Genomic DNA, 26226 nt, shown 5'->3' with positions numbered 1-26226 from the left:
CTACTTCATGACCACAATTCCTTTAAATCTAACCCTTTTTCCACTACTTTCGGTAATTATCGCCTTTACAAGATAATAACCATTGGGAACCAACTTTCCTCTTTCATCTTTTCCATCCCAATATACTGTACCTTGGACCTGAGGAGCGTTATAGTTTTGAGAGCTTATTTTCTTTACTAATGTTCCATTTAAGGAATAGATTTCTATTTCTACTCTTTGGATATTTCCAGATACTCCTTGAAATTGATAATCTATTCTTAAATCTCCTTTATTAGGAGAAAAGACTTTATGGGAGACCACCAAATCTCCAGTTTCTTGGGGGACCTGTTGAAGTCTAAAAGTATAGGTTTCTTCTGTTGTATTATCTAATTTATCAGATACTTTTATTCTTACGGTATATATACCATTGGTCCATGTGTATCCAGTTATTTGTAAGGTTAATGTTCCTGTTTTATCATCTGTTGATTTCTCATAGGTATAAGTTCCTAAAATTTCTTGATTCTTAGGATCATATAATTTTATAAAGGTTTTTGCCAATCCAAAGTCTATCCCTAAATTTTCGTCCTCAACCCTTGCCCAGACATTTTGAGGACCTATTACCAATATAGAATTTCTTGTGGGACTTACTTCTTTTATTTTAGGACCCTTTCTATCTAAGGTAAAGATAGATACAGCTGTTGCAGAATTTCCTGCTTGATCATATATAACTACTTCGATATTATATGTACCATCAACGCTAAATACCTCTTGCCCAAATCTTGCAACAAGCTTTGTAGCTGTTGATTCTGAAGGTATAAAAGACGTAGATGTTGAGGATCCTTGAAAAGTAATTGTTGCTCTTGATCTTATAAAATCTATTCCACTCATCAACTCAGAATATCCTACCTCTATTTTTTCTACAGATTTAACATTGCCCGTAGGAAAAATACTTATTATCTGAGGAGATTTCAGATCTAAAGTAAATTTTTGGGGAAGATATAGAACATTTTCTAATAAGTCTGATACCTTAATAGTTAAATAATAATCTCCTTCTATCCAAGTATATGTAGAAGAAATATTCAAAACTAATTCTACAGTTTTTGGATTTATAACATTTAAAGTAAGAGTAGAAGGAACTTGATTCCATGTGGAATCTTTTAATTCTAAAAAGGTTTTTTGAGTATTAGTATGTATCCCTACAGTATCATCCTTTACAGTAATCTTTATCTGAGAAAGGGTATAGTTTATTAAGGTTTGAGTAAGAGAAGTACTTATTATATAAGGAGCAGTCCTATCTAATACAAAATATGTATAAGTAGAACTACTATTTCCTGCCTTATCTATTAAGGAAATAACCAGATCATATTTCCCATCTCTTGTTAGAATGTTTTGGGGAATATTTGCTATGGCATATATACTTGATGAAAGATTTTTATCAAATAATAATGTAATCTCCTCCAAATTAGGAGTATAGATTTTTACATGGGATCTTGAGGGAGGAAGAGGATAATTATCCCAAAAATCTAAACCAGAACCAATATCACTATAAGAAACTCTAATTTGATTTACAGAGACCACATTACCCGTAGGATATACGTTTAAGATTTGAGGAGGAGAATTGTCTATTATAAAAGAAGATCTTGAAAGGGAACCTATATTTCCATTTTTATCAATAGGAATAACTTCAATAAAGTACTGTCCAGAAGTCAAAGTAGAAGTAAAACTCCAGTATAGAGTGTTTACTCCATTGTGGGATTTTATTCCTCCTATTAATCTTCCTAAGTTATCTTTGACCAATATACTTGATGCATCTAAATCTGGCCCTACTCCTGGTCCGTCATCTAATACTGCAGAAACTGAAGAAATCTGAGATACTAAACTTCCATCTTCAGGAGTAAAGGAAATAACCCTCGGAGGAGTAGTATCTACTTGAGGAGGAGAAATTTCTTGAATTCTAATAATGGTTGTGATTTCTTTTAATGGGATTTCTAATTCTCTTGCAGGATCATCAGGATGGGCTATGGTATAGGTTGCGGAAAGAACCAATCTATATTCTCCATAAGGAACACCAGTAATCATCCACCACCAAGAAGCTATTATATTAGGATCATCTTTGATAAGTTGAGGATCCTTCTCTCCATACCAATAGAAATTTCCACTTCCAGAAAGATTTGTGGGAAGGGTAATACTTCTTACCAGTGCTCCCTTAGAATCATAGATTTTTACCCGTGTATTTTTTAAAGTATTTGAGGAGCCCCCTGGCCTTTGAAGAATATCAAATTGAAAAGAGGCACCTACGAGTAAAATTGCAGATTGATCTAAATAAAACTGGGGAGAAAAATTAAAAATGTTTCCACTTCCATCCATAGGGAATTTATATCCATCTCTTGAATAGGAAGCTTTATATATTGTATCACTGAGTAGTACAGTATTAAAAGGATTAGGCATTCCATAGAAATTAGCAAGCTCCATATCAGGAATATCTAAGATGAACCTTCCCGTAGCGGAATTAATATTCCCTGCATAGTCTCTCGCAGTTATCGTATATATAATAAAACCTTCCGAAGGAACCCTGTAAGTTCCACCAAAAACTCCATATCCATCCCATTCAAAGTAATAGGTTTTTGGAGTAGGACATACATTATTATTCCATTCTGGAGGAGTATAAATATTTCCATCTTTATCTTGCAATGTAATGGTCACTATAGAATATTCACTTAAATTAAAGGATATGGTTATCTTATCTCTAAATCCATCTCCATCTGGAGAAAAGGGGTTGGGAACTGCATTTAAATTATCAATAATAGGTTTTGTTCTATCCGCCTTTGCAGAACCTATAGAAGTTGTTCGAGTTTGAGTTCCATCGTATATAGCGACTACATAACTATATAAAACTCCATCTTCTGTATTTGTATCAGTATAAGTAGTTAACGTGGTCTGAGTATAAAAATTATTGGGATAGGGATTTCCTTCTCCCTTTACTCGATATATGGAATAAGTTCCAGAAATTGTTGAGGTCCAAGAAAGCTCAATTTTTCCATCGGGAATTGCTCTTGGATAACCAGATTTCCATTGAATACTTTGAGCAAAGGAAAAAGAAAGAAGAAAGATGAAGAATACAAACGAGAAGATAAGAGTTTTTTTCATAATCTTCCTCCCAGGATATTATTTCATAATAAGAACATTTTTAAGTATTATACCATAAATTTTTGACAGAATAAGCAAATTTCTGATATAATTTTCTATCAGAAAATAATCAAAAAATCTTTAATATAAAGAGGTTTAAAATGGAAAAAAAGATTAAAAAAAGTGATTTTCTTCAAATTTTAAAGAGTAGTCCCATAATTGCTGCTGTAAGAGAAGAAGATAGATTAACTCAAGCTCTTCAAAGTAAAACTAAGGTTCTTTTCCTGTTAAAAACCAATATTTTAACCCTTCCTAATGTGGTTCAGGAAATTAAAAAACATGATAAGCTAGTCTTTATTCATCTTGATCTTTTAGAAGGCTTAGCCCAAGATAAATATGCGTTAAGATATCTTGGAGAAGTAGTAGGAATTGATGGGGTAATAACTACAAGAACAAACCTTATACAACAAGCAAAGGAAGAGGAACTAATTGCAATACAAAGATTTTTTGTACTAGACTCGTCCGCCTTAGCAACAGGAGTAAAGATAATGCAAACATCAGATCCTGATTTTGTTGAAATTTTACCTGGAATTATATTTATTCATTTAGGTGAAGAATTAAAAAATCAACTTTCCTATCCTTTAATTGCAGGAGGATTAATTAGAACTCCCGAAGAAGCACGGGATATTTTAAATGCAGGAGCAGTAGGAGTATCTACAACATCTATTGCTCTTTGGAACCTTTAGATTCTTCTAAGCTCTTTACAGCCCTAAGTTTTGCTAAGGCTTTTTGAAGAGAAGTATAAAGTTGAACTCTCTGAGAGATTGCCTTCTTCTGAGAGAGAAGTTGTTCTAATTCCTCTTTTTCTTTTTTTACCTTTAATACATCAATGTCTTCTGCTCTTTCTGCAGAATCTACAGCTATATATACATTATTATCAATTATTTCCATAAAGCCTTCTCCTATAGCAAAGTAGTGATATTCATTATTATAAACTATTTTCATAACTCCAATGGTAAGATGGGCTAGAGTATTTATATGTCCAGGAAGAATACCTAAAAGTCCATCCTCTACAGGAACAACTATATAAGTCACATCCCCCTTAAAAATAACTTTATCTGGAGTTGTTAATTCTAAATGCAAAAGTTTCTTAGACATCAATAAACAAGAGCTCCCATTTCTCGTGCTTTTTTCTTTACATCATCTAATGTTCCTACCATATAAAATGCATCCTCGGGAATATCATCTACTTCTCCTTTTACAATTGCAGAAAATCCTTCTATGGTCTTTTCTCGAGGAACATATACTCCAGGGATATTGGTATAATGAGAAGCTACAAAAAAGGGCTGAGATAAAAAGAGCTGAATTTTTCTTGCTCTCTGAACAATTAACCTATCTTCCTCAGAAAGTTCTTCCATTCCTAAAATAGATATTATATCTTTAAGATTTTCATAATGTTGTAGTATTTCTACAACCTTTCGAGCAACATTTACATGTTTTTCTCCTACGAATTGAGGTTCTAATACCTGAGAAGAGGAAGCTAGAGGGTCTACTGCAGGATAAATTCCCATTTCAGCAATATCTCGTGAAAGAACTAAAGTAGAATCCAGATGAGAAAAGATAGTTGCTGGAGCAGGATCGGTTAAATCATCTGCAGGAACATAAACCGCCTGAACAGAGGTTATAGATCCCATATCAGTGGAGACAATTCTTTCCTCTAGTTCTCCCATCTCTGTTATAAGAGTAGGTTGATATCCTACTGCAGAAGGAATTCTTCCAAGAAGGGAAGATATTTCCATTCCTGCCTGAACAAATCTGAATACATTGTCTATTAATAAAAGAATGTCCTTTCCTAAATAATCCCTAAAATATTCTGATACAGTAAGGGCAGTATAAGGAACCCTCATCCTAACTCCAGGTGGTTCATTCATCTGTCCAAAAATTAATACTGCCTTAGATAAAACTCCTGAATTTTTCATCTCAAGCCAAAGTTCATTTCCTTCCCTAGATCTTTCACCAACCCCTGCAAACACGGATATTCCTCCATGAGCTGTTGCAATATTGTGAATTAACTCCATAATTAAAACAGTCTTTCCAACTCCTGCCCCTCCAAAGAGTCCAATCTTTCCACCTCTTGGAAAGGGAGTCAATAGATCTAAGGCCTTAATTCCTGTCTCCAATATGGAATAAGTAGGCTGAACTCTATGAAATTCCACAGCACCTTTAATTATAGGTTCCAGATATCCTATAATAGCTTCTCCGCCATCTATAGGTTCTCCAAATACATTTATTACCCTTCCTAAAAGCTTATCTGAAAGGGGTATTCTTAAGGGATGATATGACCTTTTTACCGACATACCCCTAGATAATCCCATAGTAGATCCTAAAGCTATAGTTCTAACTTTATTATTTCCTAAGTGCATCCTAACTTCTAATATAAGTTTTCTGTTTTCCTCCCTAAAATTTATTACTTCTAAGGCCTCATTTAAAGAAGGAATTTCATTAGGAAAATATACATCTACTACAGGACCATTAATAGCAATAATTTTACCCTCCAATTTTTATCACCTCTTGTTCCTTTAAAGTCTCAATCCCTGAGGTAATCTCAATAAGTTCTCTAGTAATTTTTGTTTGTCTTACCTGATTTAATTGAAATATCAGTTTTTCCTTTATCTTTTCCGCATTTTCATAAGCTCTTCTCATTGCAATCCTTCTAAAGGCTTGTTCACTGGCGGAAGCATCGAGAATTATCTGAAACATTGTAATCTCGAGAATATTTTCCAGCAGGGGACCAATAATCTTATGAGAAGAGGGAAGAAAAAGAAAACTCTCTTCCTTCTTTTCGGGAATATCTATGGGTTTCAAAGGTAAAAGTCTTCTAATTGTAATCTCTTGTTTTAATATGTTTATAAAATCAAAAGATATAGAATAAAGTTCATCAATTTTTCCATCTAGAAAATCCCTAACAATTCCTCGAACTAATCTTCTTATCTGAATAAAATTAGGAGAATCCAAAAGATGAGTAAAAGAATTAATGATTTTAAGATTTTTCAGCTTTGCAAATCTTAAACCATAGGTCCCTATGGGATAAAAACTCATTTTCTTTCTTGGATTGTCCTTTGTAAATTTTTCTACCATATTTAAAACTTGAATATTGTAGCTCCCACAAAATCCCCAATCAGAAGTTATAAAAACAACTCCTGTATTATAAACATATCTTTCTTTTAGAAGAGGATGATCTAAGTACTCCTCAGGAAGTCTTGAGATTAATATTTCTAACATCCTTTGCAATTCCTGAGTATAAGGCTTTAATTTAAGAGCTCTGTCTTGAAAAGCTCTTATTTTTACTATACTTAGAGTTTCCATAGATCGAATTATATGGCCAATATTATCTATACTTTTTACTTTACGACGAAGTTCCTGAAGAGTTGGCATATTCTCTCTGAAACTCCTGAAAACTATTATGAAGTTCGTAAATAATTTGATCTGTTAATTCTAACTTTTGCCTTATCAAAGATAATAAAGGTGAATATTTCGTAGAGATATACTCCATATATTTTGAAACAACCTTTTTTACCTCGCTTACAGGATAAAGATCCAAAAAGCCCCCATTTAAGAGATAAAAGGTAATAATCTGTTCTTCAATGGGCTGGACCTCATGAGCTCCTTGTTTTAAGATCTCCTCTACTCTTAATCCTCTTTCTACCTTCTTTTTTGTAGTTACATCGAGCTCTGTTCCAAATTCTAAAAATAAAGAAAATTCCCTATATTGAGCAAGACTTAATCTCAACATACCTGCAACTTGTCTCATACCTTTTGGTTGTGCGGAACCTCCAACCCTCGATACTGAAAGTCCCACATTGATAGCAGGTCTTATTCCAGCATTAAACAAGGAAGTATCTAAATAAATTTGACCATCAGTAATAGAAATTAAATTTGTAGGAATATATGTAGATATTTCTCCCGCAAGAACTTCCGCAATAGGAAGAGCAGTAAGGGATCCTCCGCCTTTTTTAATATTAAGTTTTGCAGATCTTTCCAGTAGATGAGAATGAAGATAAAAAATATCTCCAGGATATGCCTCTCTTCCAGGAATTCTCCTTAGTAAAAGAGCAATTTCTCTATATGTATTGGCATGTTTTGTAAGATCATCATATACAATTAATACTTTTTCTCCCTGCATCATAAAATATTCTCCTATAGTGCATCCAGAAAAAGGAGCAAGATAACGGATAGAAGGAGGCTGATCAGGAAAAGTAGCGATTATAATTGTGTTTGCCAAAGCCTTATAATCTTTTAATGTTTGATAAATACGAGCAATATTGGTCCTTTTTTGAGCAATAGCTACATATATACATATAGTTCCATATTTTCTTTGATTTATAATAGTGTCTATTGCAATAGTAGTTTTTCCTGTTTGTCTATCTCCCAAAATTAATTCCCTTTGTCCATGTCCTATGGGAATCAAAGCGTCTATAACTCTTATTCCTGTATAAAGAGGTTCCTTTACAGGCTCCCTATCAAAAATAGTTGGAGCTGGTCTATCTATAGGTAAATATTCTTCAGGATATATATCTCCAAGACCATCTAAGGGATTTCCGAGGGGATCAATAACCCTTCCTAAGAAACTGCTTCCTACAGGCACTTGTATTATTTTTCCTGTAGAATATACTAAATCTCCTTCCTTTACATCTTTATCTTTGCTAAGAAGGATTACTCCCACAAAATCTTCAGAAAGACTTAAAACCATTCCAAGAGCTCCTGAAGAAAAGACAACGAGTTCTCCTAAGAAGGAATCATCTAAGAGAGAAACCTGAGCTACCCCATCTCCTACATATTTAACATAACCTATATTAGAAAGTCTTGGAGAAAAATTATATCTCTCTATTCTTTTTTCTAATTCCTTCCATGGAATTCCTAATATAGTTTCTGCTATGTTCATATGTTTTCTGTCTCCTTTATATATTGATATATCTGGTTAAGATGATATTCTAAGGAATGATCTAAAAGATATTCTCCAATAAAGAGCTTAAAACCGAGAATAATAGATGGGTCTTCTTCATAAATAAATTTCCAATTTCCTGGGATAATACTTCTTAATTTTTTTTCAATTTTAGCTATAAGACTAGAATCTAATTTGTTAGAGGAGATAAATTTTATTTCTTTTATAGAATTTGCACTTAATTTAGGAATATAATTTTCAAAGGAATCTAAAAAAGAAGACAAAAACAGCTCTTGAGAATTTTGGGGGAGAAATTTGATAAAGAATTGACGAATAATAAGCTTTGAAAGAGAAATAATCTCCTCTCTCGAGGTTTCTAACGCTCTTTTTCTTTCTGCTTTTGCTATATCATGAGCTTTTAAAATTATCTTTTCTGCCTCTTCTTCTGCTTTTGTTATTATTTCCTGCTTTATTTTCTCTGCACTTCCTACCGCCTCTTCCACAATTTTTGACGCTTCACTTCTCGCAGAAAGGAGTCTTTCTTCTCTTCTTTTTCTTAATTCTTCTGCCTCTTTTAGCTTTTCCTCTGCATTCTTTATTGCATCTTCTATTCTTCTTTTCCTTTCTTCCATTATCCTTAGAAGATTACCAATGAAATATCTTTTTATGATCCATGCAAGGAGCAATAAGTTAACTATAGAAGAAAATACAGTTAATACGTTAAAATTAAACATAGATTTATCTAAGTCTCCCTAAAAGAGGATTAGCAAAAAGTAATATAAAGGAAATTGATAATGTAAATATAACTATGGTTTCAATAAAAGCTAAAGCAAAGAGAAGCATTCTATTTATCTGATCTCCTGCTTCTGGCTGACGAGCAACACTTTCAAAAGCAGAAGAAGCAGCATTTCCTTGAGCTCTTGCAGCAAACATACCCACTAAAGCAATAGAGAAACCCGCGGTAACTATGGAAACAATAATAATCCACTCTATCATGATAAAACCTCCTTTACTCTTCAAATACTGATGCCAAATAGGCAGCTGAAAGAGTAGTAAAGATTAATGCTTGAATAAAACCCATAAACATGGAGAGAGCCATTATAGGAACAGGAACAATCAAAGGAGCAATTAGAGAAATTATAGCTAACACAATATGTTCTCCTGTAATATTTCCAAAGAGTCGTAGAGCAAGGGAAACAGGACGAGTAATTTGCTCCAATATATTAATGGGAAGAAAAAGGGGAGAAGGAGAAATAAAATTTTTTAGATATTTTTTTCCCTTTTCTTTAACTGCTACATATTGGATATAAATAATAGTTCCCAATGCTAATCCAATAGTTACATTTAAATCAGAAGTAGGAGAATTAAAACCTGGAATAAGACCTGACCAGTTTGAAAGAAGAATAAAAAGAAATAGATTTGAAAAGAAAGGAAAATATTTTAAAGCTTTTTCTTCTCCTAAAAACCCCCCTAAATATCTCTGAAACATCTCAATAAGTACCTCAACTAAGCTTTGACGTTTTTTAATAATTTCCTCTTGAGGCTTATAAGAAAGCCAGAAACTTATTATTAATGTTAAAATACTTATAATTTGTAAGCTTAGAAAGGTGTTCGTTATCTTAAATTCTCCTATTTCAAATATAACCCTTGGTCCTATCTCTTCCATTACTTCTTTTCCTTCCAGATCTTAATAATCATAAACCACTGTCCCACTACATATCCTAAAAGAAAAAGCAGAACTCCTAAAAGCTCTGCCTTGAGACTCATTAAAAACAAAATAATTAATATAACATATCTTCCTAATACATTCCTCTTATAATTCTTTATTCCATACCTTTTAATATTTTTTGCCAACCAACAAATAGAGATTATACTCCCTGAAAAACCAAAAGTCAAAGAAGAGATATATGAATACCTTAGATAAAATCCCAAACCGATTAATAAAATAACTATTGCTATTTTTAGATATTTATCGCAAAATTCTAAAGATGTCACGAAATCCCACCCAAATCCCCAAAGCAATTCCTGCAAGAAGAAAAACAGGAGAAGTCCCAAAAATTTTATCAAGATAATATCCAAGAAATACTCCTACAAGAAGGGATGCTAAAACACTTGTTCCCAGAGAAAAGGTAAGATTAAAAATCTCCCATGGAGATCTTGGTTTTTTCTTCATTTGTCTCTTAACAATTCCTCTGCTATTTTTTTAATCCTTTCTCCTTCTGCTTTCCCCCTCAATTCTGACATTGCAGACTTCATTACTTTACCTAAATCCTTTATATCCTTCGCTTCTACGTCTTTTATTATTCTTTTTAAAATATCCTTTAACTCCTCATCAGATAACTGCTCGGGAAGATATTCTTCTAAAATTTTTAACTCTCTTTCTTCTTTCTCTACAAGATCAAACCTTTCACCCTTTTTGTAAAGTTCAATAGCTTCCTTTCTCTTTTTTATCTCCTTATTTATAACATCTATCACGTCTTCATCAGTTATTTCTTTCCCCTTTTCTCTTAGATCAATTTCTCTGTATTTTATAGCGGAACGAAGAAAACTTAATACTTCTACTCTAAAAGAATCTTTGTTTTTAACTGCATTAAGATAATCTTTTGTGATCTTTTCATATAGCATAAATTCTCCTCCTTGATATATTTATAAAGCACTCCTTTCTTAGGATTGAACAATGTTTTGTATTCTAATAATTTCCTCTTATAAGGAAATATTTTCTATTACACATCTTATCTTTTCTCAAATCCAAATTTTATTATTTCCTTTACTCCTTCAGTCATTAATTTTACAGTACAGGAAAGTTATCAAATATCCTCATTTATTACTTTCAGTATTCTTAGCCATCCATTTTTTGTATTTTCTGGATTANNNNTTTCAGTACAGGAAAGTTATCAAATATCCTCATTTATTACTTTCAGTATTCTTAGCCATCCATTTTTTGTATTTTCTGGATTATATCCCCCTCCACCTAATATTAATAACCTTCCATCACATATTTTATGAGCCAAATTATGAATTCCTGAAATAAACTTTTCATAGCCATCATAGGTATAATTTAAATGAGTTATTGGATCATTCTGAATTCCATCTACTCCTGCCTGAAGAATAACAAGTTCTGTTTTAAATTCCATAGAGAAATCTTCTACCTCTTTTAATGCGGATAAAAGATCTTCATCGGAAGATCCTGGTAGAAGAGGAATATTTAGTTTTGTTCCAAAAGCATCTTTATCTCCTCTCTCATGCCTTCCTCCTGTTCCTGGATATAAAAATCTTCCATCTTCATGAATATCTACTATATATAAGAAGGGATCTTCTAAAAATTCATAGAATACACCATCCCCATGATGAGCATCCATATCCACATATAGAATTTCTCTAACTCCATACTCCATTCTCGCTTTATTAATAGCAACGCCAATGTCATTAAATATGCAAAAACCACTGGCACGATCTCTTCTTGCATGATGAAGTCCTGCCATAGGTACAAAAACATGTTTATAATTTTCTTTAAATATTAATTCCAATCCCCTTAAAGTAGCTCCTACAACATATGATGCAGATTCAAAACATCCAGGGTATGCAGGAGTATCTCCATAATCCAAAAATCCTGTTCCCTCTTTTGATTTTCTTTTAACAAAATCTACATAGTCCTTTGTGTGAAAAAGAAGAAGATCTGATTCTTTAGCTAAATTTGGAGGAAAAACTTTTATCTTTTTTTCCTCAGTAATTTTTTTAAATTCATTCCAGAAAGACTCTAATCTTCTCCGATTCATGGGATGATCGCCTGGAAAGGAATAATTCAATAGCTCGTCTCCAAAAATTACTGCACTATAACCTTCCGACAATCTCCATTTCCCTCCTTTCTTAAATAAAAGGATATTCTTCTTTATCCCTCAGAGCCCAAGATTATAGAAAGATTAATTAACCTGTTATCTCTAATAATTTTTATACTCACCTTTGTCCCGGGAGGAGTATGGCTAAGAAATTTATGTAAGTCATCAATATTGTTAACAATTTCTCCTTCTACTTCTACCACTACATCTTGAGGTTGTAATCCTCCTTTACTGGCAGGACTAAAGGGAGCAACCCTTACCACATAAACTCCTCCCTCTTGCTGTAAATTAAGAATATCTCTAAATCTTTTAGGTAGTATAACACTTTGTCCAATAATTCCAAGATAACTTCTTCTTACCCTTCCCTCCTTTATTAAAAGACCTGCAACCCATTTTGCAGTGTTTATAGGAATAGAAAAACATATTCCTTGAGCCCCCTGAATTATAGCAGTATTAACCCCTATTGCTTTTCCATATATATCCACTAAAGGTCCTCCCGAACTTCCTGGATTTAAAGGAGCATCAGTTTGAATAATATTATCCATTAAATGTCCACTAAAACTTCTTAAAGATCTTCCTAGAGCACTTATAACGCCGCTAGTTACACTATGTCCAAATCCCAAGGGATTTCCTATAGCCATAACAGGTTGTCCTACTTTTAGCTTATCTGAATCTCCAAACTCAAGCATAGGCAGATCTCTCTCAGGAATTCTAATTACTGCAAGATCAGTTTGAGGGTCCTCTCCTACCATTTCCGCTGTGAATTGTCTTCTATCTTCTAGAGTGACTATTAATTTATTTGCCTGATGGGTCACATGACTATTTGTAATAATATATCCATCAGGAGTAAAAATAAATCCTGATGCTACTCCCTTCACTTCCTGAAATCCTGTGAAAAAAGAAAAACCAACAGACTGACTAATGTCAATATTCACTACTGCAGGGCTAACCTTTTCTACTACTTTCACTATAGCTTGAGAATAGGCTTCAAGAATTTTTTCAAAATCTTCCATCCTCTCCTCCTGTTATCCATTCTATTATATATTTTATACTTTTTTCTAATACATCAATGTGATCTGTATTTTCTAAAATAATAAAAGATCTATTCTCTCTTTTGTAAACACTAAAAACCCTCTCCACATCTTTTTTCTCAAGAAACTCATCTTTATCTCCTACAATAGCAAGAATAGGAAGATTTATTCCTTCCCATATAACCTTCATATTAGAAGGAAAAACTGCTCTGAAAAAGGCAAGTGAGTAGTTTGTAACTAATAAAGGATCTTTTATTTCTTGCGGAAGATCAAAGGAAATAACTCTAAAATGGGGAAATATAGGAGAAAGAAATTGGAGAAACCTTGATATAGTTTTCTGTCTTAATAGATCTCTGTTCTTAGGAGAAATATTCTCAACAGGTAATCCTCCTCCAATCAAAATTACTCCGGAGGGATAAAGGTTCAATTCCTTCACATATTTTAAAGTTAAACCTGCTCCCATACTATGACCACCTAAATATATAGGAAGAAGAGGATTTTCCTTTAATACCATCTGATAAAAAATTCCCAAATCCTGAACAATGGTTAATGTATCGGGAGAATCTCCTCTTTTTCCCTCGGAGTTTCCATGCCCTCTTAAATCAGGAAGATAGACCTTTATTCCATATTTTGCTAATTCTTGAGCAAAGGGAAGATAATATTTTCCATAGACAACTATTCCGTGAACAAAGATCAAAACTCCCTTTGGATTTTCAGGAGAAACAAATCTATAAGCTAATTTTTTTCCATCTAAAGCTTTATAATATAAAACATTATCAGGAATATTCTTGACATCTTCCACAAACTTTTTCAAATCCATAGAAAAAAGAGGAAAGATAAGAAGAAAGATAAACAAAAAGATTTTAATCTTCATCTAGCAATTCTTTCCTCCCCTCTACAATCTTTCTTTCCTTAATAAGATACTGAATCTTATTAACATATCTCCTTTTGTTTCCTAAAAGAATTGCTCCTACAACAATGCTGTCTTTCAATACCAATTTTCTATAAAAACCCTCTTCCTCATCTTTTTTTATTATAACCTCAAAACCTTTATCCCTGGGAGGATTAATCTCCCCTATAGATGTAAGATCAATTCCTGTTACTTTCAATGTATTTGAGGGAATAGTTCCTCTATACTCAATTTTTTCTCCTATTATGTTTTTCCCTGCAACGAGAGATTGTTCTAGGGATGCAGGAATAATCCCATATATTCTTCCTTTAAATTCTGTACAGTCTCCGCAGGAAAAAACATCCTTTATGTTAGTTTCCATATATTCATTAACTATTATTCCTTTATTTACTAAAATTCCAGAATTCTTTGCCAAATCAACGTTAGGAACAATTCCAGTAGAAACTATAAGCAAATCTCCATATATTTTTCTTCCATCCTTTAATTCAACTCCCTTAAATTTTCCATTAGAAGAAATAATTTTTTGAGCTTCAACTCCTAAATAAAATTCAAAATTGAACTTTTCCTCTATTTTCTTTTTTAAAATTCTTGCTCCTTCTTCATCTAATTGTTTAGGAATAAGTCTTGGAAAAAATTCCAAACCAATAATCTTTAACCCCCTTTGAGAAAGAGCCCTTCCTATTTCCAGTCCCAAAAGTCCACATCCCAAGATGATCGCCTTATCTTTATCTTTTATAAAAGAAAGAATATTCTTGGCATCATCAATATTTCTTAAAGTAAAAACTCCTTCTTCATTTATATTTTCTATAGGAGGTATAAAAGGGAGAGCACCTGTCGCAATTAAAAGCTTATCAAACTTATACTTTTCTTTTTCTGTTTCTAAAATTTTTTTATCCCCAATAACTCTTAAAGCCCTTTCGTGATAAAAAACCTTAATTTTATTCTCTTCATACCAGCTTTTTGGATAGAATGGAAGATCCTCTTCCTTTATATTTCCTGCCAAAAATTCAATTATTTGAGGTCTTGAGTAATAGGGATACTTTTCTTCAGTGATTATTAAGATAGGATTTTCTTTATCTTTACTTCTTATTACTTCTGCAGAATTTACTCCAGATATACCGTTACCAACAATTAGGTACATAGTAATTTCCTTTTAAATGGGTCGAAACATATCTTTCTCCGCTCCACAAATGGGACATACCCAGTCCTCAGGAAGCTCCTCAAAGGGAGTATCAGGGGGAATATTATTATCAGGATCTCCAATGGAGGGATCATAAATGTATCCACACACAAGGCATCTATACTTTTGCATTTAAAATCCTCCTTATTAAGAATTATTTTTAATAAAATTATATCAAAAATTCTAAGATTTAATATTAAAAACTTGGAAGGAGAGAAAAGCCAGAAGGTCCAACCTCACCCCCAACCTTTTTCGTTGGAATTGCTTTAAGAGCAATTTCAAACTGAATATTTCCATTATTGGGATTCCAAGTGAATTTTCCTAAAAAGCAATGCAAATCTTTATCAAGGAATACTATGGGATAATAATATAAAGAAGGATAGGTTCCCCAAAGGGTTATCTTTCCTGCGGTATGCCAATCTCCTTTGATATCAAAACTTAATTTATAATCTATTCTTTGTAACGGGTTATCTAGATAGGGATTAAGAAGCATTCCCAAACTTAAAGAAAAAGGAGGATAATTAACAAGAGATTGAAGTAAAAAGGGAGAGAACTTCTCTGTACTCCAGTTGTAACTTGTACTTCCCTCAATTACAAAAATTTTTTTATAATCAAATTTTACCTTTATATTTAAAGGAGCTAAGGATTTTAAAAGAAAGTTATATGAATCAGAAAGGGTAATATTAAAACTAGGATCCCCAATAACTAAGCTTCCACTTAATAAATTAGTTTCTCCTTGATAATCAAAGTAAAAGGGTGTATTTCCAGACTCTCCCGTTATTATATCCTTTCCTAGAAATTGGAAATTATAGAAAGAAGAAAGGGAGAGAAATTTAAAGGGCTTGAAACTTGCAGAGATATTTCCATAGATTAAATATCTCGCATCCCCAGTTTGATAAAAATCTTGCCTATATCCTATATAAGAACTGAGACTGAAATTAGAAGTTCTTAAAGAATAAGGAATAGAGAAGCCAAAACTTACCTTATATGCCTTCAAATATGAAGTAGGCTCATCATAATATCCTAAAATCCCGTCTATTCTCACAGGAATGTTAAGGATAGAGTAACTTCCGTTAAAATTTATTTCTGGAATTTTTAAAAGCTGTAAATTGGGGGGATCGGAAATTCTATAATTTTCATATATAGATAAAGAATAATTTTTGCCTTTATGAATAAATCTTCCATCCTCGTATATTTCATAGGTTCTTCTTCCCAAAATAGTATTATCATTATATCTTAAGTTAAAGGATAGAGAATTATTTTTATCAATCTCTTGAGAAACATTTAAAGTGGAAGAAAATCTTTTGGAATTATTATCTTCTCTGTAGATCATCTGAAGAAGAGATCTATTTAATCCATAAGTAAGAGTGAGCCTAAAAATATCTTGAAGAATATAAAAATTATATTGAGACTTAATATTTAGAGAAAAGATATTATTAATGCTTAAAAACTCCATTAGTTTTTGATCATGACTCCAAGAGAGAACTATATCTGATTTTTCTAAACTTTCAACATACCCACTAAGGGTAAGTTTTATATTTCCTTTTATATTTTTAAAGGTATAATTTTGAGAAATATCAAGGGTGTAGGGATTTTCTTGAGTAGAAAGATTATGCTTAATCAAAAAACTAATAAGCCCCATTTGGCCTAAAAGAGAATAAGCTACGGGATAGGAGAAAAATATGCTTTGACCATCAAATCCTATTTGGGGAAAGGGGATAGGCTCTTTTTTTAAGGAAAGAACATATCTAAATAAGGGAATAGAAAAGGGAAGGAATATAAATTTTAAAGAAACCCCATCAAGAATTATCATTTCGTCAGGGATATAAATAATCTGAGAAGCAGAAAAATAATAATGGGGACTTTCCATCTCACAGGTAGTAATCTTTCCTTGACTTATCAGTATTCGTTCCCTTTTCCATTCTAACTCTTCTCCTGAAAAGTAAAGCTTTCCTCTCACCTCTGGAGCAGTGTAGGTTGCAATAACCTGAATTAAATTTGCCATATCTTCTTTAAAGTAGTATTTAATTTCCTGAGCATAAAATTCTCCCCTTGGATCTTTAAATTTTACTTTTCCTATGGCCTTAATCACTCCCTCTCTAATATTTCCTTCTACTCTATCTGCTGTTATAAAAATGTCCTTTCCTCTAATCTCCACTCCTCCATAGGCACTAAAAGTTTGAGTCTCCCAGAAGAATTCAATTCTTTCCGCTTTTAACCTCCACGGAGAACTTTCTCCATAGGCAATATTTTCTATAAAAACGATCAGAATAAGAAAAATTATAGAGAATCTCACCATTTTCTTATTTTCCATAGGAATACTCCTAAACTAATACTTCCAAAGGATAAGTTGGGAAGCCAAGCAGAAATAAAAGGATGAAATATATTATATTCTCCTAAGGATCTTGCAATAATAGTAAATCCATAATAGAAGAATGCAATTATAACAGAAAATGCTGTTCCCCAAAGTTTTCCTCCCCTTCCTGTAATAAGGATAACCGCAAAGGCAAGAAGTGTAAAGATAGGAATAGCAAAGGTTTGGGCAAGTCTTAAATAATTCTCTACTTCTAGTCTCCTTGTAGAGATGCCTGCCTTTTTAAATAGTTTTATTTTTTTCCATAATTCGTCAGTAGTCATCTCTTGGGGAGTTTTTTCCCTTTGGAAAATAAGTCTAAATTCCTGAGGAAGATTTATCTTAAAAGTTTTAAATTTCCCTTCCCAAATAACAAAATGATCCTTTCCGAATTTATGAATCATCCCATCAATTAGAAAAAGACTTTCTTCGCTCCAAACTGCAGTTTTTGCAGTAAGAAGAATAGGAAACTCTTCCCCTAAAGAAAGATCATAAATCATAACATTTTCCATAGTGTTATCTTCTTTTACCCTCTTCACATAATAGTATCGGGATTGTTCGTCATGAAAAAATACATTTTCTCCCTTTATAGGAAGAGGATTTACAAAGAAGTATCTTTGAATCATTTGATTTGCCCTATAGTTAGAATTGGGAATCAAAGAGTAATTTAAGATCCAGAGAATAATAGCTAAAAAACTTGAAAATATAAATATGGGGATAGTCAGCTTAAAAAAGCAAATTCCATTACTCCTTAAAGCAAAAAGCTCTCCATCTCTTATCAATCTACTAAAGGAAAAAATTATAGCGAAAAGAAGGGCGGTAGGAATTACGAAAACTAAAAGGGATGGGGTTTTGTAATATAAAAGCCTTAGAACTGTCTGTAAGCTCAATCTTTTTAAAATGATAAGATGAGAAAACTCATAAAGAATCTGAATTAACATCACAAGAATAAACCCCAAAATTCCAAGCAAAAATGGCCCAATTACTTCAGAAAGAACATATTTAAGATAAAGTCTCATTATTCCGTTATATAGAAGATAGATTCTACATCTCCTTCAGCTTCTACTTTCTTTTCTCTTACATACACATTCAGTTTTTTACATTTTATCTCATTTCTATCACTATCAAGCATGGAAACATTATCTATTAAAATATATATCTCCTTATCAGTATCTACCGAAGCACTATCAGACCTTGCCTTTAAGTCCTCTCTATCTATATTTACTCCTCCTGAAAGGGTTCCTGTGCTTGTCCTTAAGGAATATTTTAAAGTCTGAGAAGTCAATTTAGTTGTTTCTGTCCTACCTCCCTCTACCTTTCTTTGGATTACAATAACCACGTTTTTCTTTAACTCTACCTCTTCCTTTCTCAAATCTGCTTTTAAATCCTCTCCTGTGATATTTAGATCCCTTCGAGTGATAGTAACTTTCCCCTGAACCTCAACCAAGCTTGCATCCTGATTATAAAATACTACTGGAGCAAAAATTTTTGTTTCATCTTCTTTTCCAGGTTTATATGTTACTACTACATTTCCTTCCGCTTTAGACATTTTCTTTCCCCAATCATAGGAAACCCTCTGAGCTTTAATTTGAACTGGAGTTTTTGAGGATGTTGCTGTTTGAGCAAAAAGATAATTCAACAAAAATAGAATTAAAACTAAAAATAAGATTTTTCTTTTCATATTCCTCCTCCTTTATATTCCTGTCTCTATTATCACATTACCTTCAAAAGTAGCAATTCCCTCTTTTGTAGAAAATTTGAAAAAGTCTGCTTCTGCCTTAAATTCTCCAATTTTCTCAAATTTTACTCTACCATTAGCACAGATAAACTCTCTTAAATTAATATACCATACTCCATAAGGAGCAATCCCCTTATAACCATCTTCTGTAAGAAAGCTTACACCTTTAGGAAATTTCAAAATTCCCTTTTCAACATCAAATTCTGCCAAATCTCCCCAAACATCGATAGATAATTTTTTCTCTCTATATACCTTTCCCTCTACTCTTCCTTCAAATTTAAAATACTTATACTGTAAATCAATTTTTAAATTATCCGCTCTAATCTCCCAGGTATCATCTCCCTCCTCTCTTCCTTTAAGAAAAACTTCTTTTGCAAAAATTCCTGCTTCTTCTTGGACTAAGGGTATAGGAATATCAACTTCAATGGGTTTAGATAATAAGGAGCTTAACCCCCATCCAATAAGTAAAATCAAAAAACCTATTCCTAAGTAAATTACTCCTCGCATCATATTATTTTATAAACAAGAAATATTATAAAACACAGAAAGAAGAAAAGGTCTCCCCATATTCTATATAAAGAAAAAGTTTTTTTATTGATGGGAATATCACAATAATATACCATTCTTTCTCCCTCTTTACTCTCCTTTAATATTCTACCATAGGGATCTACAAAAAAGGTTATTCCAGTATTTGCAACTTGTACTAATGGGACTCTATTTTCTACAGCCCTTATTAAAGAAAGATTTCTATGTTGCCAAACAGCGGGAGTTCCTTGAAACCATCCATCATTGGTTATCACTACTAAGATATCCGCTCCCTTTTTTATATGTTCTCTTGCGGTGTAGGAAAATAAAGATTCAAAACATATTAAGATCCCAATATTTATCAAAGGAGTTTTAAAGGGAAAGAAACCTTCTCCCCTTTTATAATTACCCACAAGATTTTTTATAAAGGAGGGAAATAAAAAGGAAAAAGGAAGTTCCTCTACAAAGGGTACCAACTGAACCTTACTATAGGTTTTATATTCCTCTTCAAAGGGAGAAAAGAAATATGCAGAATTAAATAAATTTTGCTTTTCATTCTTTAATGCACCTATTATCAAAAAAGAGCCTTTTCTCCTTGCTAAATCCTTAAGTTCATTAATATATTGGGGAAAATTATTTAAGGTGCAAAAAAGAACACTCTCAGGCCAAATTATCAAGTACAAATTATCGGGAAGGGATAGGGTAAGATCTTTATGTATTTTTAGTTGATCCTCGATATCTCTTATATATACCTTGGAAAAACTATCATAACTTCCCTGAACTGCACCTATTTTAAGATTAAAAAGGGGCTTTTCCAGATCCATACCCATGAAATTTCCTATAAAAAAGAGAGAAAGGATAAAAACTATGCTATAGAGTTTATATTTTAAAGAAAAGGATTTAAATTTAAATAAAATATTATTTATTAAAACCACCATAAAGCTCAATCCCAATCCCCCAAAAACACTTGCCCATTGAAGTAAGGGGAAAATATTTACTAGAGGCTCTCCCAATGTTCCCCAATTAAAGGATAAGGGACCAATACTTTTTATAAATTCCAAGAAACACCAGAAAAAGGGAGGGAAAAGAAGGGAATTAAATTTTTTCTTTACTCCCCATAGGAATACTCCATTATATAAAGAAAGATAGAAAACCAAAAGGAAGGATATAAATATTCCAAAAACAAAGGGAACAAAATGTTTTAAAAGATTGGGAAGCCAATAAAAATTAACTCCATAAAAGCCAAATCCAAACAAAAATCCATAAATAAAGGATTCCTTATAAGAAAGTCTAGGAACAAGAAAAAATAAAGGAATTAAAGTAAAAAAGATAAGGAAAGAAAGGTTAAAAGGAGGAAAGGAAAAGATATAAAATATTATTGATAAAATTAATAAGATTAAATTCCTCATATTAATAGAATTTCAAATTAATACTTGATATGAAATTTGATTGTCCAAGATAATCTCTATTAAATCCCCTTTCAATATTCATAGCTATATCACTTAAAAGATATTTTTCAAAAATAATATTTTCTTCTTCATAATAGAAATAAAAAATATTTATATGTAATTTTTCAGGCTCTACTCCATCCTCATAAAGCTGGGATAAGGGAATTTTAAGATTAAAATTCTTAAGCTCTGAGTCTACAGTACATTCAAAATATGGAAGGGAAAGATTATCTAAATTACCATTTTTTCCTCTATAAAATCTTTTATCATCTACCTTAAAAAGAATAAAATTTTTCCAAGTAGATAAATCAGTTGTTGTAGGTTGTTTTTCTTTATTAAAGGCAACAACTAAATAACGTCCCTCTTCTAAATTAAATTCCAACGTAAAAGAAACCTCTACTACCTTTTTTAGAGGGCTTGTTACTGTTCTTGCACAACCTGAAATAAAGACAAATAAAAGAATCAAAAGAAAGATTTTAAAGTATCTCATGAAGAAATTGCCCTCAAAAATTCCTCATATATACTTGGAGCTATTGCTAAAATTTCACCATCAAAGAGATCAAATTCTTCCCCATTGGGTTTTGAGATTTTTGCTCCTGCTTCCTTTGCTATTAAAACTCCTCCTGCCAAATCCCAAGGATATAACCCAAACTCAAAATATCCATCAAAATTCCCCATTCCTACATAACATAATTCTAAACTTGCGCTTCCCAAAGCTCTATACTCTGTATATTTTAATAATCTGTTTGCAAAATTTATAGCTTTTTCCATCTTTTTTTTATCATAGGGCCAGCCCGTAACAAATATAGAATTTTCAAGAGAAGAAGGAGAGGATACATGTATTCTTTTTCCATTCAAAAAGGCACCTTCTCCCTCTTTAGCATAAAATAGATCTCTTCTTATCGGATCATAAACTAATCCTAACTTAGGTTTATTATCTTCCCAATATCCAATGGAGATTGCAAAAAAGGGAATTTTGTGAACAAAGTTTAAAGTTCCATCTAAAGGATCTACAAAAAAAGCTCTTTCATATCTTTTTATCTCAAATCCCTCTTCTCCAAGAATGGGAATATGGGGAAATTTTGAAGAAAGAAAAGAAATAATAACTTCTTGAGATTCCTTATCTACAGTAGTTACTAAATCATAAGATGTAGTTTTTTGAGAAATAACAAAATTTCCATTTTCATAATATTTTCTTAAAATATCTCCTGCCATAAAAGCTGATTCTATCATAACCTCAAAAATACTTCTCATTAATTTAGACTCCTTCCTAAGGATTTTTATTTTTATTATAATATAACCTGTGATAAAATATAAAATATGAGAAAGCTAAATTTTCAAATTATTCTTTGTTATATACTCTGGTTAATAACCACTACTTTTACCTTTTACCTTCTTCTTCTTTTCCGAGGTTTTTATTTAAAAATTATGCCCTTTATTACAAAAAATATTCTTGTAATTAATTTTGTAGATAAACTTTTATTCATAGTTTTTGCTGTTCTTGCTTTAGGAATCATTATGGGAGTCGAAAACTATTATAGAAAGGGACTTTTTAGAAACAATCTTCTTCAAAGATTCTTATATATAACAGGAATTGAAATTTTTATTCTTTTTATCTTTCAGTATTTACCGCCTTCCTTGTATGGTGTTTTTCCTAATAACTTTCAAGTTCTTATGGGAATATTAAAACTGGGAGCTGCTATATTTTTAATATATATTTCTCAAAGGAAACCTTTATAAAGTTTAGGGCTACCTTTAGAAGGTAGCCCTATAAATTATTTAGCCCTTAAAAAATTTAGGAGGGGAATTTACTGTTTTAGAACTTCTTCCCAGGTGGTAACAGGCCATGTAGTTCTAAATAGTTCTTCTATTGCTGGTTTTGCCTTGTTTCTAATGGCATCCAAAGTTTTCTTATCTAAGAATATTACTTTCATTCCTTTATCAAGAAGAGATTTTAAAATATCATTTTCACTAGCAAGAAGCTTCTTAGTAGCCATATCACATACTTTTTCTACAGTTTCTGATATAAGTTTTTTATCTGCAGAAGATAACTTATCAAAGGTTGGTCTATACATATGTACCCATCCAAAGGACACCAAGTGGTTTGTAATTATCAAATATTTTTGTACTTCATATAATTTAAATCCAGAAATCTGAGTTAGATCTCCCTCAGATGCCTCTGCAATTCCATCTTTCAAGGCTTGATATAGTCCTGTAAGAGGAACAGTCACTGGTTTTGTTCCAAGAGCTTCCCATACCTTTACCCATGTAGGAACTACAGGAAGTCTTAATCTTAGTCCTTTAAGATTAAAGGGATAAAGAATAAGCTTATTAGAAGTCATTTGTCTATATCCCCTATAAAGATAACCTAATGTATACATATTTCCTTTTTCTAATATTTGTGCCTTTGCTTTCTCTCCTATGGGTCCTCTCATTAATCTGAAGAAATGTTCATAATCTTTTAATACAAATGGGGCATTCATGAAGAAATATTGTCCTGCAAATACTTCAAGAGCTCTTCCTCCAGTAAATTGCATATCTACTAAACCCTTTGAACATTTATCGTTTACTCCTTCTTCTGTATCCTTGGCAATCTCAAGCTCTACTATGATTCTTCCTTTAGTCTGTTCTTCAATTATAGACTTGAAATTTTCCATAGCTTCAGTTATGATATGTCCCTTGGGAAAAGGTGTTGCCGCTTTAATAGTAATATTGCTTTGAGCCTGAATAGATGATAAAATTATTAAAATTAAAAGAAAGGAGAAAGTAAAGAAATACCTTTTCATCCTACATCCCTCCTATTAATATTTAATGCCCAGGTACCCTTAAGGGTACTTGGGCATTCTTTCCTAGAATAAGTCAATCTTTCTTCCCTCCTCACTGGAATAATATCCTGCATATAGAACTTTTGCAGTTTCCTTTGCTAGTTCAAAATTAGAAATAGGATCTTTATTATCTCTTACTGCTAATACAAAATCCTTTAGTTCCTGAGGAAATCCTCTGGTCCAAAAATCATCAGGGGAAGGAAAATTCCATCCTGCTTTTGTCTCAATTTTTTCCGCAATATACTCATCCTTCCATATAACATCCTCAGGAGAGTATGCAAGCATCATATTATTGGGATTGATATTAGCATAGATCATTCCTTTAGAAAGATTTACTTGTATCCAATTCTTAAGCCCACCAAGGCTTATATCATTGGAGAAAATTATTCCCTTTGTTCCATCCTCAAAATCAATAACTACAACAGACCAATCCTCTACATCCTTCCAAAAAGTTGCTACATAATGTTTTTCTTCCTTTAAGAAGTTTTCAGTTTTTGTTAAATTTCCAATTTCCGCCCAGACCGATTTTGCTCTTATAGGCTTTCCAAATTTTTTGATTCCCTCAAAATGCTTAAGATGTAAGACAAGAGCTACAGGATGGGAGCCGAGACGCATAAGGCTTCCACCACCAGAGGTCCTCCAAAGATGGGCATAAGTAGCATGGGATCCTGAATGACTACACTCCGCTCTAATTTCAAGAATGGATGAATTGGAAGAAAGAATCATCCTTTTCATCTTTTCTATGGAAGGAGCATATACTAAATTTTCTCCATACATGAACTTTATATTATTCTCTTTTATAGCTTTTTCTATTTTTTCAATTTTTTCTAAAACCTTTTTATACATATGACTTTTAGGAACTTCTTTTCCTACAAACTCCTTATCACTATCTTCTCCAAAATATCCTGTTAATGGCTTTTCACATATCACATGCTTTTTATTTTGAGCGGAGCAAATTATTACATCATCATGAAGATTAGTAGGGGTACAAATATCTACTATATCTATATTTGAATCAGAACATAACTCTTCAAAATTATTAAATACCTTAGGAATACCATATCTATTTGCAAATTCTTCTGCATTTTCCCTTCTTCTTGAGCAAACTCCAACCACTTCTGCATATGGCTCAATCTCTTTATAAGCAGAAATATGAATTTTTGCTATAAATCCCACGCCAACTAATCCTATTTTTACCTTTTCCATCTTAATTCCCCCTTAAGAAATTACTAAGATATCGGGCTTAATAAAAGTTATTCCTTCGATTTCCACCTTTAAAGTAGGGAAAATAATAGGTTTTGTAATCATAATAGGTCCATTTTCTGTAGCTATAAATCCGTCCTCGGATTTTGTCCCTGATATGGATGGATTCCAACAAAAAGCTTGATTTTTGACTACTTTTTCTGTAGTATTTGGGGTTACCCTTGTATCCCTTGGGTAGTATCCCATAGATCCACCTTGATGATGTAATTTCCATTCTTCTTTATATCCTCTTTTTTCATATTCTTCTATAGCGGAAAGAACAGGTACTCTCATCTCTTCCCCAATTCTTGTTTTATTTATCATAATACATTCAATTTCTACGTTATCTTCATATTGTTTCTTCAAAGATTCGGGAATATTTCCAAAATAAGCCATACGAGTTATAGTAGCGTAAAGTCCTTTATACCTTGCGTTAACTGAAGCCATAACAAGTTTTTCTATTTTTTTATTCTTCGAAATAGGATGTCTATAATTTCTTACCCTATCATCAGAGGATACCATAAATGCAGTAGGTTCTATCCCTTCTTTCCAAAGTTTTTGGGATATCTTTCCTGCAACTTCTATCTCTGTATCCCCTGGCTTTGTCTCATACATTAACACTTCCTCTACAATTCTTGACAATTTTTCTCCTAAAAATTGATATCTTTCTATCTCCCCTTGAGTAAGCTCAAATCTTAATCTTCTAAAATCATTATCTACAAACTGGGTTCCAGAAAGAGGTACATCACATCCAATATTTCCATCCCCTACAATCTTCTTTACAATTTCCATCTCTTTATCTTCGTACCATTCATATTCTAATACTTCAAAATTTATTTCTCCCACTTCCTCATCTCTCATTCTTCTTGCTTCAATCTTATTTGCTATTACAAATTGATCCTTTTCTGTGACAAGAACAGAAGTTACTCCCATTTCTGTAGCCATACCTACAAAATTTACTCCTCCTGCAGTAATCCAAGAAAAGTTTGGCTGCTTTTTAATAAGCATTGCAGAAAGATTATGATTCTTTAAAAATTCTCTCACTCTATCAAGTTTAATCCTAACTTCTTCTTTTCTATCCATAAGCTCCT

The 26226-nt window shown here is 32.3% G+C and carries 28 protein-coding genes; 2 read left to right on the top strand and 26 right to left on the bottom strand.

From position 1 onward, the window contains the following. Positions 1 to 3126, bottom strand: coding sequence for an Ig-like domain repeat protein (locus tag NZ841_07570; GenBank protein ID MCS7202615.1), 3126 nt, complete (start codon positions 3124 to 3126; stop codon positions 1 to 3). Between the two features lie 140 nt (positions 3127 to 3266). On the opposite strand from NZ841_07570, the gene NZ841_07565 reads away from it, so the two are divergent. Beyond that, positions 3267 to 3851: a glycerol-3-phosphate responsive antiterminator gene (locus NZ841_07565; protein MCS7202614.1), complete on the top strand. Its 585-nt coding sequence runs from the start codon at positions 3267 to 3269 to the stop codon at positions 3849 to 3851. On the opposite strand, the gene atpC is transcribed toward NZ841_07565, so the two are convergent. The 22 genes from atpC to NZ841_07455 form a co-directional block, all read right to left on the bottom strand. Beyond that, the gene (atpC, locus tag NZ841_07560) at positions 3829 to 4263 is read right to left on the bottom strand and encodes an ATP synthase F1 subunit epsilon (protein MCS7202613.1); all 435 of its coding nucleotides are present in this window, start codon (positions 4261 to 4263) and stop codon (positions 3829 to 3831) included. The two genes, NZ841_07565 and atpC, sit on opposite strands and share 23 nt — an antisense overlap. Then, positions 4263 to 5663 carry a F0F1 ATP synthase subunit beta gene (gene atpD, locus NZ841_07555; protein MCS7202612.1) on the bottom strand — a complete coding sequence of 467 codons (1401 nt, stop codon included), beginning with the start codon at positions 5661 to 5663 and terminating at the stop codon, positions 4263 to 4265. Before atpD ends, atpC begins: the two co-directional genes overlap by 1 nt. Then, positions 5653 to 6540 carry an ATP synthase F1 subunit gamma gene (gene atpG, locus NZ841_07550; GenBank protein ID MCS7202611.1) on the bottom strand — a complete coding sequence of 296 codons (888 nt, stop codon included), beginning with the start codon at positions 6538 to 6540 and terminating at the stop codon, positions 5653 to 5655. The genes atpD and atpG overlap by 11 nt, the downstream gene beginning before the upstream one ends. Continuing rightward, positions 6512 to 8047 (bottom strand): F0F1 ATP synthase subunit alpha, encoded by a 1536-nt coding sequence (gene atpA / locus NZ841_07545; protein MCS7202610.1) that lies wholly within the window; start codon positions 8045 to 8047, stop codon positions 6512 to 6514. Before atpA ends, atpG begins: the two co-directional genes overlap by 29 nt. Continuing rightward, a complete protein-coding gene (gene atpF / locus NZ841_07540; protein ID MCS7202609.1) occupies positions 8044 to 8781 on the bottom strand; it encodes a F0F1 ATP synthase subunit B in 738 nt (245 codons plus the stop codon). The genes atpA and atpF overlap by 4 nt, the downstream gene beginning before the upstream one ends. 4 nt (positions 8782 to 8785) lie before the next feature. Then, complete coding sequence (locus NZ841_07535) at positions 8786 to 9043, bottom strand: ATP F0F1 synthase subunit C (GenBank protein ID MCS7202608.1); 258 nt, start codon at positions 9041 to 9043, stop codon at positions 8786 to 8788. A 13-nt stretch (positions 9044 to 9056) separates the two neighbouring features. Continuing rightward, positions 9057 to 9713, bottom strand: a complete 657-nt coding sequence (gene atpB, locus NZ841_07530) for a F0F1 ATP synthase subunit A (protein MCS7202607.1) — start codon at positions 9711 to 9713, stop codon at positions 9057 to 9059. Continuing rightward, the gene (locus tag NZ841_07525; GenBank protein MCS7202606.1) at positions 9713 to 10042 is read right to left on the bottom strand and encodes a hypothetical protein; all 330 of its coding nucleotides are present in this window, start codon (positions 10040 to 10042) and stop codon (positions 9713 to 9715) included. Before NZ841_07525 ends, atpB begins: the two co-directional genes overlap by 1 nt. Beyond that, entirely contained in the window at positions 10017 to 10220 is a 204-nt protein-coding gene (locus NZ841_07520) for an AtpZ/AtpI family protein (protein ID MCS7202605.1), read from the bottom strand. The genes NZ841_07525 and NZ841_07520 overlap by 26 nt, the downstream gene beginning before the upstream one ends. Then, positions 10217 to 10672 carry a GatB/YqeY domain-containing protein gene (locus NZ841_07515; GenBank protein ID MCS7202604.1) on the bottom strand — a complete coding sequence of 152 codons (456 nt, stop codon included), beginning with the start codon at positions 10670 to 10672 and terminating at the stop codon, positions 10217 to 10219. Before NZ841_07515 ends, NZ841_07520 begins: the two co-directional genes overlap by 4 nt. Before the next feature lie 269 nt (positions 10673 to 10941). Then, entirely contained in the window at positions 10942 to 11895 is a 954-nt protein-coding gene (locus NZ841_07510; protein ID MCS7202603.1) for an acetoin utilization protein AcuC, read from the bottom strand. A 41-nt stretch (positions 11896 to 11936) separates the two neighbouring features. Next, entirely contained in the window at positions 11937 to 12896 is a 960-nt protein-coding gene (locus tag NZ841_07505; protein MCS7202602.1) for a trypsin-like peptidase domain-containing protein, read from the bottom strand. Next, the gene (locus tag NZ841_07500) at positions 12883 to 13788 is read right to left on the bottom strand and encodes a lysophospholipase (protein ID MCS7202601.1); all 906 of its coding nucleotides are present in this window, start codon (positions 13786 to 13788) and stop codon (positions 12883 to 12885) included. The genes NZ841_07505 and NZ841_07500 overlap by 14 nt, the downstream gene beginning before the upstream one ends. Then, positions 13778 to 14965, bottom strand: coding sequence for an FAD-dependent oxidoreductase (locus NZ841_07495; GenBank protein ID MCS7202600.1), 1188 nt, complete (start codon positions 14963 to 14965; stop codon positions 13778 to 13780). The genes NZ841_07500 and NZ841_07495 overlap by 11 nt, the downstream gene beginning before the upstream one ends. 12 nt (positions 14966 to 14977) lie before the next feature. Continuing rightward, the gene (locus tag NZ841_07490; GenBank protein ID MCS7202599.1) at positions 14978 to 15136 is read right to left on the bottom strand and encodes a rubredoxin; all 159 of its coding nucleotides are present in this window, start codon (positions 15134 to 15136) and stop codon (positions 14978 to 14980) included. 64 nt (positions 15137 to 15200) lie between these two features. Beyond that, positions 15201 to 17318 (bottom strand): hypothetical protein, encoded by a 2118-nt coding sequence (locus NZ841_07485; protein MCS7202598.1) that lies wholly within the window; start codon positions 17316 to 17318, stop codon positions 15201 to 15203. After that, a complete protein-coding gene (locus NZ841_07480) occupies positions 17297 to 18376 on the bottom strand; it encodes an LptF/LptG family permease (GenBank protein MCS7202597.1) in 1080 nt (359 codons plus the stop codon). Before NZ841_07480 ends, NZ841_07485 begins: the two co-directional genes overlap by 22 nt. Beyond that, positions 18376 to 19038, bottom strand: a complete 663-nt coding sequence (gene lptC / locus NZ841_07475) for an LPS export ABC transporter periplasmic protein LptC (GenBank protein ID MCS7202596.1) — start codon at positions 19036 to 19038, stop codon at positions 18376 to 18378. The genes NZ841_07480 and lptC overlap by 1 nt, the downstream gene beginning before the upstream one ends. Before the next feature lie 12 nt (positions 19039 to 19050). Continuing rightward, positions 19051 to 19569: a hypothetical protein gene (locus NZ841_07470; GenBank protein ID MCS7202595.1), complete on the bottom strand. Its 519-nt coding sequence runs from the start codon at positions 19567 to 19569 to the stop codon at positions 19051 to 19053. 32 nt (positions 19570 to 19601) lie between these two features. After that, a complete protein-coding gene (gene lnt, locus NZ841_07465) occupies positions 19602 to 21029 on the bottom strand; it encodes an apolipoprotein N-acyltransferase (protein ID MCS7202594.1) in 1428 nt (475 codons plus the stop codon). 1 nt (position 21030) lies between these two features. After that, positions 21031 to 21558, bottom strand: coding sequence for a hypothetical protein (locus NZ841_07460; GenBank protein MCS7202593.1), 528 nt, complete (start codon positions 21556 to 21558; stop codon positions 21031 to 21033). Continuing rightward, positions 21555 to 22322, bottom strand: a complete 768-nt coding sequence (locus NZ841_07455; protein ID MCS7202592.1) for an inositol monophosphatase — start codon at positions 22320 to 22322, stop codon at positions 21555 to 21557. Before NZ841_07455 ends, NZ841_07460 begins: the two co-directional genes overlap by 4 nt. A 66-nt stretch (positions 22323 to 22388) precedes the next feature. On the opposite strand from NZ841_07455, the gene NZ841_07450 reads away from it, so the two are divergent. Further along, entirely contained in the window at positions 22389 to 22808 is a 420-nt protein-coding gene (locus NZ841_07450) for a hypothetical protein (GenBank protein ID MCS7202591.1), read from the top strand. Between the two features lie 68 nt (positions 22809 to 22876). Here NZ841_07450 and NZ841_07445 read toward each other — a convergent pair whose 3' ends face one another. From NZ841_07445 to NZ841_07435, 3 genes are all read right to left on the bottom strand, one after another. Further along, positions 22877 to 23854, bottom strand: coding sequence for a TRAP transporter substrate-binding protein (locus NZ841_07445; GenBank protein ID MCS7202590.1), 978 nt, complete (start codon positions 23852 to 23854; stop codon positions 22877 to 22879). A 63-nt stretch (positions 23855 to 23917) separates the two neighbouring features. Beyond that, positions 23918 to 25099, bottom strand: coding sequence for a Gfo/Idh/MocA family oxidoreductase (locus NZ841_07440; protein MCS7202589.1), 1182 nt, complete (start codon positions 25097 to 25099; stop codon positions 23918 to 23920). 12 nt (positions 25100 to 25111) lie between these two features. Next, the gene (locus NZ841_07435) at positions 25112 to 26218 is read right to left on the bottom strand and encodes a M24 family metallopeptidase (GenBank protein MCS7202588.1); all 1107 of its coding nucleotides are present in this window, start codon (positions 26216 to 26218) and stop codon (positions 25112 to 25114) included. Positions 26219 to 26226: the final 8 nt, after the last annotated feature.

Source organism: Dictyoglomus sp. (genome assembly GCA_025060475.1).
Lineage (GTDB): Bacteria > Dictyoglomota > Dictyoglomia > Dictyoglomales > Dictyoglomaceae > NZ13-RE01.
Note: the sequence above shows the minus strand (reverse complement) of the source record. Positions and strands in the feature narration are given on the sequence as shown.